General features: G+C 38.1%; 15 protein-coding genes. 9 read left to right on the top strand and 6 right to left on the bottom strand.

What is annotated here, in order from left to right; genetic code table 11:
- The first annotated feature begins 9 nt into the window (after positions 1–9).
- Positions 10–732, top strand: coding sequence for an EcsC family protein (locus tag ABC255_RS23840; protein WP_412997391.1), 723 nt, complete (start codon positions 10–12; stop codon positions 730–732).
- A 23-nt stretch (positions 733–755) separates the two neighbouring features.
- On the opposite strand, the gene ABC255_RS23835 is transcribed toward ABC255_RS23840, so the two are convergent.
- Positions 756–1,931, bottom strand: coding sequence for a M20 family metallopeptidase (locus tag ABC255_RS23835; protein WP_412997390.1), 1,176 nt, complete (start codon positions 1,929–1,931; stop codon positions 756–758).
- Between the two features lie 125 nt (positions 1,932–2,056).
- Here ABC255_RS23835 and ABC255_RS23830 point away from each other — a divergent pair, with 125 nt between their 5' ends.
- Complete coding sequence (locus ABC255_RS23830) at positions 2,057–2,689, top strand: phosphatase PAP2 family protein (protein ID WP_412997389.1); 633 nt, start codon at positions 2,057–2,059, stop codon at positions 2,687–2,689.
- A gap of 28 nt (positions 2,690–2,717) precedes the next feature.
- Here ABC255_RS23830 and ABC255_RS23825 read toward each other — a convergent pair whose 3' ends face one another.
- Complete coding sequence (locus ABC255_RS23825; protein WP_412997387.1) at positions 2,718–4,115, bottom strand: hypothetical protein; 1,398 nt, start codon at positions 4,113–4,115, stop codon at positions 2,718–2,720.
- A gap of 285 nt (positions 4,116–4,400) precedes the next feature.
- Between ABC255_RS23825 and hemE the strand changes: the two genes are divergently transcribed.
- The 6 genes from hemE to ABC255_RS23795 all read left to right on the top strand — a co-directional run bounded on the left by hemE (position 4,401) and on the right by ABC255_RS23795 (position 10,315).
- The gene (gene hemE / locus ABC255_RS23820; RefSeq protein ID WP_335532738.1) at positions 4,401–5,447 is read left to right on the top strand and encodes a uroporphyrinogen decarboxylase; all 1,047 of its coding nucleotides are present in this window, start codon (positions 4,401–4,403) and stop codon (positions 5,445–5,447) included.
- Positions 5,448–5,627: 180 nt separating this feature from the next.
- Complete coding sequence (gene hemH / locus ABC255_RS23815; protein WP_412997385.1) at positions 5,628–6,560, top strand: ferrochelatase; 933 nt, start codon at positions 5,628–5,630, stop codon at positions 6,558–6,560.
- Positions 6,561–6,594: 34 nt separating this feature from the next.
- Positions 6,595–8,016 carry a protoporphyrinogen oxidase gene (gene hemY / locus ABC255_RS23810; RefSeq protein ID WP_412997383.1) on the top strand — a complete coding sequence of 474 codons (1,422 nt, stop codon included), beginning with the start codon at positions 6,595–6,597 and terminating at the stop codon, positions 8,014–8,016.
- Positions 8,017–8,069: 53 nt separating this feature from the next.
- Positions 8,070–8,804, top strand: a complete 735-nt coding sequence (locus tag ABC255_RS23805; protein ID WP_412997381.1) for an MBL fold metallo-hydrolase — start codon at positions 8,070–8,072, stop codon at positions 8,802–8,804.
- Between the two features lie 15 nt (positions 8,805–8,819).
- Positions 8,820–9,806 (top strand): lipoate--protein ligase, encoded by a 987-nt coding sequence (gene lplA / locus ABC255_RS23800; RefSeq protein WP_412997379.1) that lies wholly within the window; start codon positions 8,820–8,822, stop codon positions 9,804–9,806.
- 128 nt (positions 9,807–9,934) lie between these two features.
- Positions 9,935–10,315: a GNAT family N-acetyltransferase gene (locus ABC255_RS23795; protein ID WP_412997377.1), complete on the top strand. Its 381-nt coding sequence runs from the start codon at positions 9,935–9,937 to the stop codon at positions 10,313–10,315.
- A 39-nt stretch (positions 10,316–10,354) separates the two neighbouring features.
- Here the strand turns inward: ABC255_RS23795 and ABC255_RS23790 are convergent, their stop codons facing one another.
- Positions 10,355–11,746 carry a C40 family peptidase gene (locus ABC255_RS23790; protein WP_412997375.1) on the bottom strand — a complete coding sequence of 464 codons (1,392 nt, stop codon included), beginning with the start codon at positions 11,744–11,746 and terminating at the stop codon, positions 10,355–10,357.
- A gap of 124 nt (positions 11,747–11,870) precedes the next feature.
- A complete protein-coding gene (locus tag ABC255_RS23785) occupies positions 11,871–13,247 on the bottom strand; it encodes a Mur ligase family protein (RefSeq protein WP_412997373.1) in 1,377 nt (458 codons plus the stop codon).
- Between the two features lie 205 nt (positions 13,248–13,452).
- Here ABC255_RS23785 and ABC255_RS23780 point away from each other — a divergent pair, with 205 nt between their 5' ends.
- Positions 13,453–14,673, top strand: a complete 1,221-nt coding sequence (locus ABC255_RS23780) for an ATP-grasp domain-containing protein (protein WP_412997371.1) — start codon at positions 13,453–13,455, stop codon at positions 14,671–14,673.
- Positions 14,674–14,738: 65 nt separating this feature from the next.
- Here ABC255_RS23780 and ABC255_RS23775 read toward each other — a convergent pair whose 3' ends face one another.
- Both ABC255_RS23775 and ABC255_RS23770 read right to left on the bottom strand, forming a co-directional pair.
- Positions 14,739–15,836 carry a UDP-N-acetylmuramoyl-tripeptide--D-alanyl-D-alanine ligase gene (locus ABC255_RS23775; RefSeq protein WP_412997369.1) on the bottom strand — a complete coding sequence of 366 codons (1,098 nt, stop codon included), beginning with the start codon at positions 15,834–15,836 and terminating at the stop codon, positions 14,739–14,741.
- Positions 15,837–15,934: 98 nt separating this feature from the next.
- Positions 15,935–16,912, bottom strand: coding sequence for a YheC/YheD family endospore coat-associated protein (locus tag ABC255_RS23770; RefSeq protein WP_412997368.1), 978 nt, complete (start codon positions 16,910–16,912; stop codon positions 15,935–15,937).
- Between the last annotated feature and the right edge of the window lie 9 nt (positions 16,913–16,921).

Below are 16,921 nucleotides of genomic sequence, written 5' to 3'. Positions count from 1 at the left end.
AGTGGGAGCATGAAAGAATATGAGCTGAAGGTATATGGTGAAGTGGTCGAATGGAAAAGAAAATTAACCAGGCGGTCAGGGATGATGAATCGAATATCCAAAAAAGCGCAAGGGAAAATAAATGAAATGATCCCGGAAAAGGTTCACGAGGTGATGACCGAAAGCATAAAGGGAATGGTCAAAACCACCTTATTTGGGTCACAGCTCACGACCAACGCAAACCAAGCCTCTGGGATGACGCTTGAAGAACGAGATGAATTAATGAGAAAAAAGACGGCAACCTTTCAAAAAACGGCCTTGGTTGAAGGAGCGGGGACAGGTGCTGGAGGAATCCTCCTAGGTCTTGCCGATTTTCCGTTACTGCTTTCCATTAAGATGAAGTTTCTATTTGAAGCGGCAGCAATATATGGTTTTAACACGAAGGAATTTGAAGAGCGGCTATTTATCCTTCATATCTTTCAGCTTGCGTTTTCAAGTGATGATATCCGTCGCGAAACATTAGCTGAAATTGAAAACTGGGATGCAAGGAAAGAAGAGCTCGTTGAAATGGATTGGCGTAAATTTCAACAGGAATATAGAGATTATATTGATCTTGTTAAGATGTTCCAGTTAGTGCCTGGAATTGGTGCATTTGTAGGCGCATATGCGAATAATAATCTTCTCAAACACTTGGGAGAAACAGCCATGAACGCATATAGGTTAAGAATCCTAACAAAAGCCCCTGAACTTTAAACGAGTTCAGGGGCTTGGTTTATTTACAACTGGTGGATTTTTATTGCGGCTGTCCCAAGCGTTTTTGCAGCTATTAGCATCGCGTTCTCATCAATATCAAACTTTGGATGGTGGTGAGGATAGCCTCTCGTTCCACCAGGAGGTTTTGCCCCTGTGAAAAAGAAGGTTCCTGGAACTTCCTTTAAGTAATAGGAAAAGTCTTCTCCCCCCATTTGTGGCTCAGATTCCTCAATCGTAATCACCTCATGAACTTCCCTAGCCGCAGAAATCAGATATTCTGTTTCTTTCGCATGGTTGACTACTGCTGGATAACCTCTCTCGTATAAAAACTTATAGGTGCTGCCAGACATGTGGCATGTACCCTGGATAATTCTTTCCATTTCTTCTTCAATGTATTGGCGGACATCATCATTAAAAGTACGGACTGTCCCAACAAGCTTTGCTTTATCTGCGATTACATTAAATGCATTTTCTGACATAAAGGAGCCCACTGTCACAACCGCAGACTCAACTGGATTCACTTTTCGGCTGACAATTTGCTGCAGATTTATAACTAACTGGGAAGCAGTGACAATGGTATCCTTGGTCTTATGCGGCTGTGCACCATGACCGCCCTTGCCCTGAATCTCAATTTCAAAACGATCAGCTGCCGCCATGATTGGACCGGTTCGATATTGGAGGGTACCGGTCGGTTCACTGGCCCATAAATGAGTTCCAAATATCACATCAACACCTTCTAAGCAGCCATCCTCAATCATGGTAATGGCTCCCCCTGGTGCGTATTCTTCAGCATGTTGATGAATAAAGACATAGTTTCCTTCAAGGTTAGCTTTCAATTCATTTAGTACCTTTGCAAGAACAAGAAGAGTGGCAGTGTGTCCATCATGACCACACGCATGCATCACACCTGGAACTAAGGATTTATAAGGTACATCTTTTTCATCATGAATTGGTAAAGCATCGAAGTCTGCCCTTAATGCGACCGTTTTCCCTGGCTTACTACCGTAAACTTTGGCTACAACACCATTTCCTCCAATATTTCCTTTTACTTCTACCCCGAGTTTTTTATAAAATTCCTTTATATATTGGGCGGTATTATATTCTTGAAAGGACAATTCTGGATGCTGGTGCATGAACCTGCGAATTGTTACCATATCTTCATAGTAATCTTCTAATTTTGAAAACAATTCCTTCAACATATGAAATCCTCCATATCCTATTTTCAAACTATTTTAACACTTTTACACTATTATGTAGATTTAAAAGTAAGTTTTCTTTATAATTTTATAGAGTTTAGTTAGAGAAAGGATCATAAAACATAATGGTGAATAAGAGGAACACGTCTATATACTTATCTTTAGGTTTTACTGTTGTAATAGCAATCTATATCTCTATTAAAGTAGCTACAAAACAAACATTTTGGCTGGATGAAAAACTAGCGGACTTATTTGCTTATGTACCAGATATATTTAACCCGTTTTTTCTTATATTAACGGAACTAGGGGATAAGAAGGGGATTGGCATTGTCGCCTTGATTGTTATAGGCTGGTTATTGCTTATTAAGAGAAATCTATTAGGCGCTGCAGCCATAGCTTTATGTGTTGCCTTAGGAAATGAAGTCAATAAACTTCTAAAGGAACTTATTGCACGTCCAAGACCAGAGCTTGACCATCTGGCACATGTGGATAGCTTAAGTTTTCCAAGCGGACATGCAATGGTAGGATTAATCTTCTATTATTTTATTGCCTATCTCGTGCTGGAGGATATGAAATCAGCGAAAGCGAGAAGAATGGTTATCATCCTAGCCGTACTGTTGCTGTTTTTAATTGGAGCAAGTCGAATCATTCTTCAAGTTCATTACCCTACAGATGTCATTGGAGGTTTTGCCTTTGGCTATATATGGGTGCTGGCTTCTATCTACATTTACAATTTCTTTAAAAAGAAACTGAAAAAGTAACCACAAAAAAGAGGCGGTGGCCTCTTTTTTATATTAGAAACATTGCCACGATCGTTGTAACAAAAAGACCAATAGCAACGGGAAGTAGATTTCGCCTTGCTAACTCAAAAGGGTCAACGTTACAAATAGCTGCTGCAGGGATTAACGCCCAAGGTACTAATGTTCCGCCGCCAACCCAGATGGCTGCAATTTGACCAAGTGCAACAAGAGTGGCTACTCCTTTACCAATGGCAGCTGCAAACAAGCCTGCGACTGACCCCGCAAGTGATATTCCCGAAAATCCGGAGCCATCCAGTCCCGTAATCGCTCCGACAGTGGTTAGTGTCACTGCTCCGACCACTTTACTCAATGGAACAATATTCGCTAACGCAATACCAAGGTCATTTACGATACCTTGCGAACCATTTGGTAAAAAGTCGCCGATTATCTTACCAAAACCTGCGTCACCTAAATAGAAGAATGCCGCTATTGGGATGACCGGACCAAAAACTCTAAAACCAAATGTGAACCCTTCAATTAAATAGCTTGTTGTTTTTTCAAGACCTTTGTTTTTATGGCTGACCATGGTTATTAGAAGGAGGATAATAATAGATGTTCCCCCAATCAAAGCGGTTGCGTCGCCGCCAGTCAGGTCAAGGATAAACATACCAGCAACGTCAATGACGAATAAAATCGGAACGAGAATGGCAAAGAATCGCTTTTGACCAATAGTAAGGAGATTTTTTTCGGAAGTTGTTTCTTCCGTTGATTCCGCAGGCACATATGGAGTTGGTTGCAGGACACCATTTTTCATATCTCTTCTTAGAAAATAGAAGGCGGCAATAGTAGTCACAACCCCCATAACTATTACTAATGGAATACTGGCACTGATGACATCACCGATTGGAATTCCAGCTGCATCTGATGTTAATTTCGGTGCAGCCTGAATCACATAATCCCCTGATAAGGCTATACCGTGCCCGAACAAATTCATTGCCATGGCAACACCCAAAGCTGGAAGACCTGCCCGTAAGGCGACAGGAAGTAGCACAGCTCCTAATAGTGCCACAGCTGGGGAAGGCCAGAAAAACCAGGAAATGACCATCATTAAGATACCAATTGTCCAATAGGCGAGTGCAGGGTTACGAATTAATTTTGTAAAAGGTGAAATCATTACATCGTTTATTCCGGTAGAAGTTAAGGTTTTGCTCATTGCTACAATAATGGAAATGACTAAGATAGTTGATAGCAACTCGGTTATCGCATAAATAAAACTGTTGAATATACTACTAACTGAACTGCTTAAAGAGCCCGTCGCAGTTATGGCAATAAGGAATATTCCAAGGATACAAATAAGGGTGGTATCTCTACGTTTGACCATAAATCCAATAATAAGAACAATAAAGACAACATATATCCAATGGAGAGCTGAAAGCTCGACAAGCATACTTGTGACCTCCTTTCATCATCATCAAAGGACAAAATATAGGTAGGTATCCGCCCTTTTGATGTAATACAGAATATGACTTTGTATAAAAGTGGTGAAAGGGATTTGAATAAAATAAATAAATTAAAAACGACTTTTTTTTGACACTTAGTACCGTAACCTATACACCAATAGGAATAATCGATATAGTGAAAACAGTGCTATGTACTCTATAAAGTTTTTAATTTTTGGCTACATATATTAAAATATAACGAGACATGTCTTTTGAAAGGTGGATTTATTTACATGACGAAGCAAATCAACGATACATTTTTAAAAGCAGCAAGAGGAGAAAAGACAGATCACGTGCCAGTCTGGTACATGCGTCAGGCAGGAAGGTCACAGCCAGAGTACAGAGAAATTAAAGAAAAATACTCATTGTTTGAAATTACTCACCAGCCTGAGTTATGTGCGTATGTAACCCGCCTTCCAGTAGAGCAGTACAATGTTGACGCAGCTATTCTCTATAAAGATATTATGACACCGCTGCCAGCGATTGGTATGCAGGTTGAAATAAAATCTGGGATTGGTCCTGTCATTGACAATCCAATCACATCATTAGCAGATGTTGAAAAACTTGGGGAAATTCATCCTGAAGAGGACGTACCTTACGTATTAGATACGATTAAATTATTAACTCAAGAACAATTGTCTGTACCTTTAATTGGGTTCTCTGGGGCTCCCTTTACGCTCGCAAGTTACATGATTGAAGGCGGACCTTCAAAAAACTATAATAAGACAAAAGCTTTTATGTACTCTGAGCCTAAGGCATGGTTTGCATTAATGGATAAACTTGCTGATATGATCATTACATATGTGAAATCACAAATTAAGGCGGGAGCAAAAGCCATTCAAATCTTTGATTCCTGGGTTGGAGCTTTGAATGTTGAGGACTATCGCTACTTTATTAAGCCAGTCATGACTAGAATTTTTACAGAACTTAAAGAAGAGAATGTTCCACTAATTATGTTTGGAGTAGGTGCGAGTCATCTTGCTCTAGAGTGGAATGACCTACCACTTGATGTCGTTGGATTGGACTGGCGTTTGCCGATCCAACAAGCAAGAGAGATGGGGATTCATAAAACCGTTCAGGGGAATCTTGACCCAGCAATCCTGTTATCACCTTGGGAAGTGATTGAAGAAAGAGCTAAAGCTATTTTAGACCAGGGAATGGCAGAGGGCGGCTATATCTTTAACCTTGGTCATGGTGTTTTCCCGTCGGTAAACCCAGCAACGTTAAAAAAATTAACCTCATTTGTCCATGAGTATTCTGCATCTAAACTTAGCAGATAAATACGGTCTTCGAGTGTTAATATTGGTAAGATAAGTGTTTTTTTGGCACAATATAATATGCATGAAAAAAGAGGGCCCTAAACAATTAGAGGCCCTCTAAATCCTGATATGAGCCATTTTTTTGGATAAATACTTATAACTTGGAAAACGGCAGCAAGACTTAAAAATGAGGTGCGGAAGATGACGAAAAAGAAAATGGGATTACTCGTAATGGCATACGGAACCCCATATCACTTAGATGACTTGGAACGTTACTATACACATATTCGGCATGGCAGAAAGCCTACTCCAGAAATGATTGATGAGTTAAGGAATCGCTATGAAGCAATTGGCGGTATATCACCATTAGCTAAAATTACAATCGACCAGGCAAAAAAACTTGAAGAACATTTAAATCAAGTTCAAGATGAAATAGAGTTCAAAATGTATCTGGGCTTAAAGCATATTGAACCTTTTATTGAGGATGCCGTTGAGGAAATGCATTCAGATGGAATTAAAGAGGCTGTAAGTATCGTTTTAGCGCCTCATTATTCAACTTTTAGTATTAAGTCCTATAATAACAGGGCAAAGGAAGAAGCAGATAAACTGGGAGGAATGACTATCACTTCCATTGATAGCTGGTATGATGAACCTAAATTCATTAATTACTGGGCAGATAAAATTAAAGAAATTTATGACCAAATGCCTCAAGAGGAAAAAAACGACGCTATGATGATTGTTTCAGCCCATAGCCTTCCGGAAAAAATTTTACAATTTGGTGATCCATATCCAAATCAGCTTCAGGAAACTGCTGATCTCATTGCAAAAAAGGCTGGAATTAGTAATTATGCAATTGGCTGGCAAAGTGCGGGGAACACACCAGATCCATGGTTAGGACCAGATGTTCAAGATTTGACTCGGGACTTAGCAAAAGAACATCCTTATAAAGCATTTGTTTATGCGCCGGTTGGGTTTGTGTGCGAACACTTAGAAGTCCTCTATGATAACGATTACGAGTGTAGGGTTGTTGCCGAGGAAGTAGGAGCGAGTTACTATCGTCCTGAAATGCCGAACGCACATGCTGATCTAATTGATGCAATGGCTACAGTTATTTTAGAAAAAATAGCCAACTGATAGAATTAAGATTAAAGAAAGAAGGGTGACATCCTTGACGGAAGAAAAAAGGAAGGTAGCCATTATTGGGGGCGGAATTGCGGGCCTTACTGCGGCATTCTACCTTCAAAAAATCATTAATGATAAAAAGCTGCCTCTTGAAATCAAACTGATCGAAGCATCACAACGTCTCGGAGGTAAAATGCAAACCGTTATAAGAGACGGTTTCACCATTGAAAGAGGTCCCGATTCCTTTTTAGCAAGAAAAGTGAGCATGATTAGACTGGCTAAGGAAGTAGGGATGGAGGAGCAACTCGTATCAAATTCGACAGGGACATCCTATGTTCTTGTAAAGGATAAGCTCTATTCGATGCCTGGGGGTTCCATTATGGGAATCCCTACTGAGATAGGACCATTTATTACGACAGGGTTGTTTTCAATACCAGGAAAACTAAGAGCAGCTGCGGATTTTGTTTTACCAAGATCTGAAGGAAATACAGACCAGTCCTTAGGTGTATTTTTTAGAAGAAGGCTGGGCGATGAGGTGGTTGAAAATTTAATTGAACCGTTATTATCGGGTATTTACGCTGGTGATATTGATCAAATGAGCCTAATGTCGACCTTCCCGCAATTCTATGAGGTTGAACAAAAATATCGAAGCCTGATATTAGGGATGAAAAAAAACACACCGTCAAAACCGAAAACACAACAACCGGCTGAGAAGAAAAATGGTGCGTTTTTAACCTTTAAGTCTGGCCTTCAGTCCTTTGCTGAAGCTATAGAAGCGAAACTAGAACCAAATTCTATATTAAAAGGGCACAGAGTCGATAAAATTACCAAGACAAATTCACAATATGAACTTAATCTAAATAACGGTGAAACCTTGATAGCTGATTGTATTGTTGCCGCAACACCGCATAAAATAACACAATCGATGTTCGCGGACTATCGCTTTTTTGACCCTTTCAAGTCTGTACCCTCAACATCTGTTGCAACCGTTGCACTGGCATTTCCTGAAGAAGCGATAAAAAAAGATATTGATGGAACGGGCTTTGTTGTCTCTAGAAATGGAGATTATTCTATAACTGCTTGTACATGGACACACAAAAAATGGGATCATTCTACTCCAAAAGGCAAGGTGCTGCTGCGCTGTTATGTAGGACGAGCAGGAGATGAAACCATCGTTGATCTTTCTGATGATCAAATTATACAGATTGTTCTTGATGATTTAAGCCGGACTATGGATATTGGCATGCAGCCTGAGTTTGCTGTTGTTTCGCGCTGGAAGGATTCAATGCCGCAATACACAGTGGGACATAAACAGCGTCTAGAGACGATTAGAAAGCATATTAAATCGGAATTGCCAGGTGTCTTTTTAGCCAGTGCCTCTTACGGCGGCGTAGGACTTCCTGATTGTATTGACCAAGGTGAAGAAGCTGTTAAAGGTGTATTAGAGTATCTAAATGTCACAGAATAAACTTGAAGCTGTTTTCTAAATAGCTTCTTTTTTTATAATAAGGGGGACTAGTTTTGAAATTGACAATTATCGGTTTTTGGGGTGGATACCCGAAAAAAAACGGGGCAAGTTCAGGATATTTACTGGAGCACGAGGGATTTAATCTGTTAATTGATTGTGGCAGCGGTGTTCTTGCGAAAATGCAAAATATCATTGAGCCAGAAGAGCTTGATGCAGTTTTAATTTCTCACTATCATCCAGACCACATTGCGGATATTGGGGTCCTGCAGCATGCACGTTTAATTCAGGGTTTTTTAGGAAAGAGTTTTCCGACATTACCCATCTATGGACATTCGTTAGATAATGCTGAGTTTGCGAAGCTAACTTACAAAGAAATCACGAAGGGAAATGAGTATTCACCTAATGATGTTCTGACTGTTGGACCCTTCCAGGTTTCCTTTTTAAAAACAGACCATCCAGTGACTTGTTATGCAATGAGGATAGAAGCGAACGGAAAATCAATTGTATACACAGCAGATAGTTCCTTTAAAGAAGAATTTATTGAGTTTAGTAAAGGTGCAGATATTTTATTATGTGAATGTAATTTTTATCAGCATCAAAACGGGAAATCAGCAGGTCATATGAATAGCGTTGATGCAGGGAAATTTGCTGCTAGTGCTGGAGTTAAACAGCTTATACTTACCCATCTGCCGCATTACGGAGATTTATCTAAGCTAATCAGTGAAGCCAGTACGGAATATACTGGTATAATAAAACTAGCAGAAGAATTTCAAACCATAACACTATAAGAGGGGGAAAAAAGGATGTTGTTTATCGATAATAAAGGCATTACGGATCCACGTATAAATCTAGCGATTGAAGAATATGCGTTAAAAAATCTTGATATTAATGAAACGTATTTATTATTTTACATAAATGAACCATCGATAATTATTGGAAAAAACCAGAATTCGGTCGAAGAAATTAACACGGAGTATGTTGAGAGTAATGGTATCCATGTTGTGCGCAGATTATCTGGCGGGGGAGCGGTCTATCATGACCTTGGCAACCTTAATTATAGCTTCATCACAAAAGATGACGGGGAAAGCTTTCACAATTTCCGTAAGTTTACAGAGCCAGTAATTGCTGCACTAGAGCAGATGGGGGTAAATGCAGAATTAAGCGGCAGGAATGATATTTTAGCTGAAGGCAGAAAAATATCCGGAAATGCCCAATTCTCAACAAGAGGTCGGATGTTCACCCATGGTACACTTCTTTTTAATTCGGAAATGGATCATATTGTCTCCGCATTAAGAGTAAAAAAAGATAAAATTGAATCCAAGGGAATCAAGTCTGTCCGCAGCAGGGTGGCGAATATTTCAGAGTTTTTGTCAGAGAAGTTGACCATAAAAGAGTTTCGTTCCGCTTTGCTGAAGTTTATTTTTCAAGAGAAAGAAATTACGGAATATGTGCTTACCAATGAGGATTGGGAGAAAATCCATCAACTCTCCAAGGAACGCTACCAAAATTGGGATTGGAACTACGGCAAATCGCCGAAATTTAACCTTCAGCATTCTCATCGTTTCCCAGTGGGGCAAATTGATGTCCGCTTAGAAGTAGATAAAGGAGTCATTGAGAACTGTAAAATCTATGGCGACTTTTTTGGTGTTGGCGATGTAAGTGATATTGAAAATAAACTAAAACATGTTCGCTACGAAAAGAGCAAGTTAGAAGCTTCACTTAAAGATGTCGACACAACCTTTTATTTTGGAAATGTATCTAAAGAAGAATTTATTAACCTCATTTATTAGAATTGCGTACGGTGAAATATTCACCGTGTGTTTTTTTAGGCTTTCTATCCGGTAGTTATACACAGACATGGCATAAATCCTTTTCATATAGTATGACAGGTACTAAATAACTGCCGGAGTTGAGGATTATGGAAATTACCATTTCTCAGATGACATTTAATGAAATATCTCCAATTGTGCCTTACGTACTTAGGGGGAATATGAGAGTTAGGAATACAGAAAACACCATTTGGTTTGGCGCAAGATATGGAGAAGAGATTGTTGGTATTGTGTCATGTGTTATGAAAGGAACATATGTTTATTACAATACAGATTTTGTAAGGAAAGAATTTAGGGGGAAAGGTATCTATATTCGTTTATTTGAAGAAAGGGACAAGTATGTTGCAACATTAAATATGAATCTTATCAAGGCAAAGTGTACACCTTTTTCTTTGAGACATTACTTGAAAAATGGCTTTGAAGAAACTGGAAAAAGAAAGAGTTTAACATACGTGGAAAAAAGAATATAACATATATCAAAAAGAGGAGCAAAATGCTCCTCTTTTGGTTTATAAGACGCGGCGTGCCGTTTTATAACTTTGCGTTGCCCAATCCGAATTCAAGTTTTCTTTTATGGTTCCTTTACCTTTAATTAGATGGATGAATTGATTATCACCCGCATAAATTCCAACGTTTGTAATCGATGCTCCGCCAAAGAAAATTAGATCACCTTTTTGAAGATTAGCTTTCTCAACAGGCTGTCCTAATGTGGCTTGGTAGCTGGCAAGAGTAGACTTTAAGTTAATACCATGCTGATTATAAACATACTTTGTAAAACCACCAGGCGTAAAGGTTAAAGTACTCTCATTATAATCGTAGCCAAAGTTTGCTTTTCCAATCAGGTTTGCAGCAGTAGTAACGATTGAATGAGCTTTAGTGGGCACTGCCGGTGCTGGTGCTGGTGCCGGTGTTGGTGCCGGTGCCGGTGCCGGTGTAGTTGTTACTGGTGTTTCAGTGATCACGCGTCTTGCAGTAATATAGTGCAAATTATTATAATAAGGCAGGAAAAGAATTCTCGTAACCGTTCCATAGGCAGTTGAGGCTAAAAGTAAGCGATGGTCGCCTCCGTAAATCCCTACTAAAGCTGGTGTCGTTGAACCTGTCGTACTATTAAAGAATACAAGGTCACCTTTTTTTAGATTTTCCTTGGAAACAGGAGTACCTAATTTCATTTGCTCAGTAATGTTTGTTGTACCTAAATTGATACCTGCTTGTTTAAAAATCTGATCAACTAATCCACCATTTGTGAATGTTGAAGTGGCTGCATTATTTGTTGTCGAATTAATTTTCACCTTATCTTTTAAAGCGAAATATCCTGCAACAACTTGATCACCTTTTGTAGCAGGGTTCGCTGATAATAGACTTGGAAGTACCCTTTTTGCTTTTACATAATTGTTTCGGTAATAAGAAGTGCTATCCAAATCAGAAATGGTAACATCTAATTCAGTGTTTGCCATGTGAATAATTTTATTATCGCCAATGTATATTCCTACATGATCGGTTGGATCAGTGTTTGTTGGATTAGCGTCAAAGAATACAAGGTCACCTTTTTGCAACTGATCTCTTGGAACTTCGTAGCCTTGTTCCATCATATATTCTTCAGTTTCAGTTGCTATATCAACACCATTTTGTCCAAACACGTAATTGATAAATGTTGCACATGCAAATTGATAAGGATATGTTGTTTTCTTAGGACCATACTCGGCTTTACCAATTAAATACTTTGCAGTTGAAATTATTTGGTCTGCTTTTGCATCAACTGCAGCCTGGTTGTTGTAAGGGTTAGGAACCGCTGTGGTTGCAGCAGCTGCATGTTTAGTAGTTATATTCAAAGTTGGAATACTCATTCCACTAAAAGTAATCATTAGTGCTGCTGTAGTGGTAATCAATTTCTTTTTCATAAATGTTTCTCCTCGCTTCCTGTTATGGTTGCTCCTTCGTAGTAACAACCCCATCTTAACATAGAATATGGAGGAGAAACCGAGGAAACTTCCTCCTGTGTTACCATGATTTAGGTGATAAAATTTATTTAAAAAAAGAGGCTAATTCAATCATAGACGAGTTATTTCCAAAACTTTTAATAAGTAAAGTTGAATTTTCATTTAAGATTTCACTTAACAGTGAATAGACCTGTTCGTATTCAAAAAATGAATATATATTGCATGTTAACCCAACGTCACGGGAATAATGAGCCATTTCTTTAGCTCGATTTCCGATTGTAATAATGGTATCAACCCCATACTTGTTTACAATTTCACCTGCTTCCTTATGAAGCTGAAGACTGTAATCTCCTAGTGCAGCCATATCAGTAAATAATGCGATTCTATGTTTTCCTCCAGCTGCATAATTTAAAACCTGCATCGCTGCTTCTAATGAAGTAGTATTAAAATTCCAAGTATCATCAATAATAGTAGCTCCATTATACCCCGTGGTTATCTCCAAATGTCTCCCAAGGTTCTTGAATGAGTGTAAACGTTTTGCTGCCTGTCTCATGTCTATGCCCATTTCATTGACAGCTGCTAATGCAGCCAATGCATTTGCCACCTGGTGTTCTCCATACCCTGGAACAAATACGGGTAAACTTTTCTTTTTTACTTTAAGAATAAAATTCATGCCGCCTTTACCGTATTGAATGTCTGTTGCATGGAAGTCAGCATGGTTCTTGATTCCAAAGTATATTACTTTTCCTTTAACGTCAGCTAAAGAGATTGTTTTCGTCTTTTCATCGTCTGCATTTAAAATTAAAACACCACTATCATCTAAGCATGAAGCCATTTCTGCTTTTGTTGCTACATATGCCTCAATGGTTTTGCAGGAATTTAAATGACAGGCTCCAATGTTTGTAATAATTCCAATTGTAGGTTTAAAGAATTTAGAAGCATAGCGAATGTCACCTGGCTTCCCTACAGCTGTTTCAATTACTGCAGCATCAGTATGCTCATCTATCCCAAGGAGGTAATGTAAATGTGCAAGCCTGGAGTTAGCACTGCTTTTAGTGGCTTGGACATTTTTCTGTTCTCTAAGGATGTGTGCAATCATTTCCTTTGTGGTTGTCTTGCCACATGTACCGGTTACGGCTACTACTGGAATCGTAAACAGTCCTCGATAATAATAAACAAAGTTCCAAAACGCACTCCTTACATGCTGTACCTTAACAACAGTTAATCCCTCTATTGCTTTAAGTACATCAAAATCTTGGTCAGTAACAATTGCACAAGGAAGTCTTGTTTTAATATATCTGAGGTCTAATTCAGATTTATTTCTTATAAAAATCAAAACGTTTCTCTTGTTTCTTCTAATTTTTTGATAATAAGGTATATAGTCAATCACAAAATCATCAGAGCCTTGAAGTAATTCACCATTAATGATTTGGCGGATTTCGTAAATAGATAAAGCTTTCATGAAGTCTAATTCACTTCCTATCCTAAAGTACGTTACCAGTTATTTTATGAATTTCTTAACAATGAGATTGTACATATGACTATGAATATGCAGTGTTTGCCCCGACTAAATTTCGCAAAATGTTGAAAAAGTCCATACAAAACTCTTATTCCTTCATAACATATAGGGCGTTCATCTTTGTCAGGGGAAAATAGGAGTGAGGAGAATGAGGACGATTATTTTTATCGGTTTAAATAAATCGGGGTCCAGCAGAGAGGCTGTAAAAGCTGCAAATGAATTAGGTTATTATACAGTTGTTTTTACCGATCAGGAAAAGCAAATCCAGCAAAGAAGTGAATATAAGGATGTTCATCAACTCACTTTAGTGGAACTTAGCAATATGGAGGAAATAAAACAACAAATATATTTATTACAGCAGCGGGGAAATGAAGTGGTTGTCATTACCAGCTTTGTGGATAAATACGTTCATACTGCATCGTTATTAGCTGACGAATTTTGTGAAAATTATGTATCAACGGAAGCCATTGCTATTATGGAAAATAAGGAAAAAACTAGAAATTTTTTCGCTGACCAATCATTTACACCCCGATTTAAAGTAATAACAAAGGATGATCATTTGCCTTTTGTTTTCACTTATAAGAAATTTAAGTTTCCAGTGGTAGTGAAGTGTGCTTCTTCAACTGGCTCAAAGGATGTCCTTTTTGCAACAAACAATGGAGAATTAAAAAAGAATGTAAGTAGGCTACGAGCTAAAAATGTAAATGAAACCATCATCATTGAAGAATATGTGGAGGGTGATCAATATTTAGTGGAAGTTCTTGTCACTAACGGGAATGTTCAAATTGGTGCGATTATCAAGCAAGAAATTACAAAAGGGAAACGATTTATTGTAACGGGTTACGGGGTGTTAGCCGAAGTACCGACAGATTTAGAAGAGAGTTTAATGACTGTCATTGAAACCATTGTATCTACATTAGCTTTAGAAAATGGTGCTTTTCATTTGGAACTAAGATTAACAGAGGACGGTTGGAAACTGATTGAAATTAATCCGAGAATATCGGGTGGAGCAATGAACAAAATGATTAAAGCCGCTTTTGGTTATAGCTTAGTTGAAGAAACGCTAAAAATGTTAATTGGAGAAACTCCATCTTTAGAAAAGACCACAAACCATTATGTTTTTACACAGTATGTAATCCTTGAACATAAAGGCATTTTAGAAAAGGTAACGGGTAAAGGAAGGGCAATGGCAACACCTGGTGTGGTGGAAGTGTACGTCAAGCCGAAGAGTGGAACGTATGTAACACCTCCGCTATCAATGGGCCATCGTTATGCGTATGTTATTGCCAAAGGAGATACCTTTCTTGAAGCACAAAGTATTGCGAAGCAGGCGGCGAATGAGCTTACCTTTCATCTCAGAATAGAGTGAAAAAAATCCCCATACTGGCTTATATGGGGATTTTTTTTATCGTTATTTTTCATGAAGTACTGTGTTTATTCTTTGGCACCAATAACGGAGTTAAGAAATTGAACGGTATTAAACATATTCATTATACTTGCTCCTTTTACAAGAATCGTATCATTTTCTTGCAATACATTTAGGAGGTATTCGTGCATAGCTTCTTCGTCCAAGAAATGTTTGAAATTTTCGGGAGGTAACCCTGCATTGATAGCCTCAAGTCCGATCCCTTTTGCATAACGACCATAGGTAATAACAATATCTATACCCTGTTTAACTAGATATTGACCTATTTTTTGATATTGCTCAACTCTTCTGTCTCCAAGCCCAATCATTCGACCTAATACAGCTATTTTTCTTGATGGGCTAATATTTTTTAGAACGTCAATTGCCGCTACAACCCCTTGAGGTGTTGAATGGACAGAATCATCAATCAAGGTTAACGATTGATTTAAATGATAGACGGTTAATCGACGTGGCGGCTTTTTAAAAAGTAAACCGGATTTTATTTCAGGTGGGGAGAAGCCTAAATAATCTGCGACGGCTATCGCATTTAGAGCATTATAAACATGGTGTTCTCCATAAATAGGAATAAAAAACGACCATTCTTTATTATGGAGCTTTACATTAAACTTCATTCCATTATTAGAATAGGAAATATTATAGGCACGATAATCAGCAGGTTGTTTAATTCCTACTGTGATAATTTTCCCCTTAAACTGATCAATTTCAAGTAATTTTGAGTTCTCATCGTCCTTGTTGATAAATAACATACCGTTTTTCTTTGTTCCATGGATTAATTCTGATTTGGCTTTGGCAATTCCTTTGATATCTCCATCAAAGTTACCTATATGCGCCATTCCAACATTTGTAATGACACTTATATTTGGCTGGATAATTCTGCAATGTTCTGTGATGACCCCAGGGAATCCCATTCCATACTCTAAAACAACCGCTTGATGACTGGTATTAATTAAATCGGCATGTATTTGTGTATGGTCTGTTCTATTCCAATAATCTTTTGATTCAAAAGTATTCCATCTTGTTTTTAGGATCGATGAAATAAACGATTTTGTCGTTGTTTTTCCAGCGCTGCCTGTTACAGCAATAATTGGCACCTTTCTTTTTTCCATATCTCTCTTTTTAAATTGCCGGATATCCTGTTTAACTTTATCGTGATTATTAGCCAAATAGATCGCATATTTAATGGTATTTCGAACAACATCAAGTTCTAAATAAAATGCTGGGGGCAGCTGGGACGCCAGTTTACTTCATAAATCCAAAGTTTTTGATTCTCATCTAGTCCAACATCAATTCCTATTTCATCAATGACCTCTGAAAATTCCAGCATTTGAAGTTGGTCAAGATGCCTTGCCAGTGCAAGTGTAAAGTATTCTAATGTTCTCTTAATATTGATTGCCTCTTCTTCACTGAATTCTTGGTTTAGAAACGGTACTAAATAATTGGTATACCCGCCATTATTGATATTGGTTACAATCGTACAGTCTGATGCGATTCTAGGATAAATGGTGGTAATGACCCATTTTCCCTCGCCATTTTTTTGTGCATGGAGGCGAAAGTCAAAAGCAAGACCGGATTTCGTTTTGCTAATAATATAAGGCTGAACAATATAAGTGTTTTCTTCAAGTAAAGTATAGAAGAACTCTTTCAGCTCATTTTTTGTATAGGTTTTATCCAGACTATCTTTATTAACAATAAATCCTTTGTCGCATGTCTTTATAAAATAAATACCTTGTCCTTTTCTTCCATCCATGGGTTTTACGACAACGTCCGTATATAAGTTGAGAAATTCAGTTAGGTCGTTCCATTCCTTAAGGACTTTAGCCGGTATTAAGTACTTAGAAAATTCCTTTCCTTTTATTAAACGTTCATTTATTACCCATTTATTCCCTAATGAAACGGTCGTAAACGGAATGGTTTCTTTTAGATGATTAATAATATCTTTTGAGACCTCGAGTTTCTCTGGGCTTCCCGTGTTATAAATAACATCTGGGAATGGTGTAATCTTTTCCTGCCAAGAGCCATTTTTATATTCATATCCTTCAATCGTTTGATTATCAAAATTTACACTCTTTGGCGTGAAATATATGAAATCTGCACCTTCTGCCATTGCGACAACAGCATAGGCATAGGACTTAATAACAGTATTAGGATCTTTTCTATGATGCAGCATGCCTATTAAGGTCATACAAATCCC

This window comes from Neobacillus canaveralius (genome assembly GCF_047237705.1).
Lineage (GTDB): Bacteria > Bacillota > Bacilli > Bacillales > Cytobacillaceae > Neobacillus > Neobacillus niacini_K.
The sequence above is the reverse complement of the archived record's forward strand: the minus strand, read 5'-3'. Positions and strand labels throughout refer to the sequence as shown.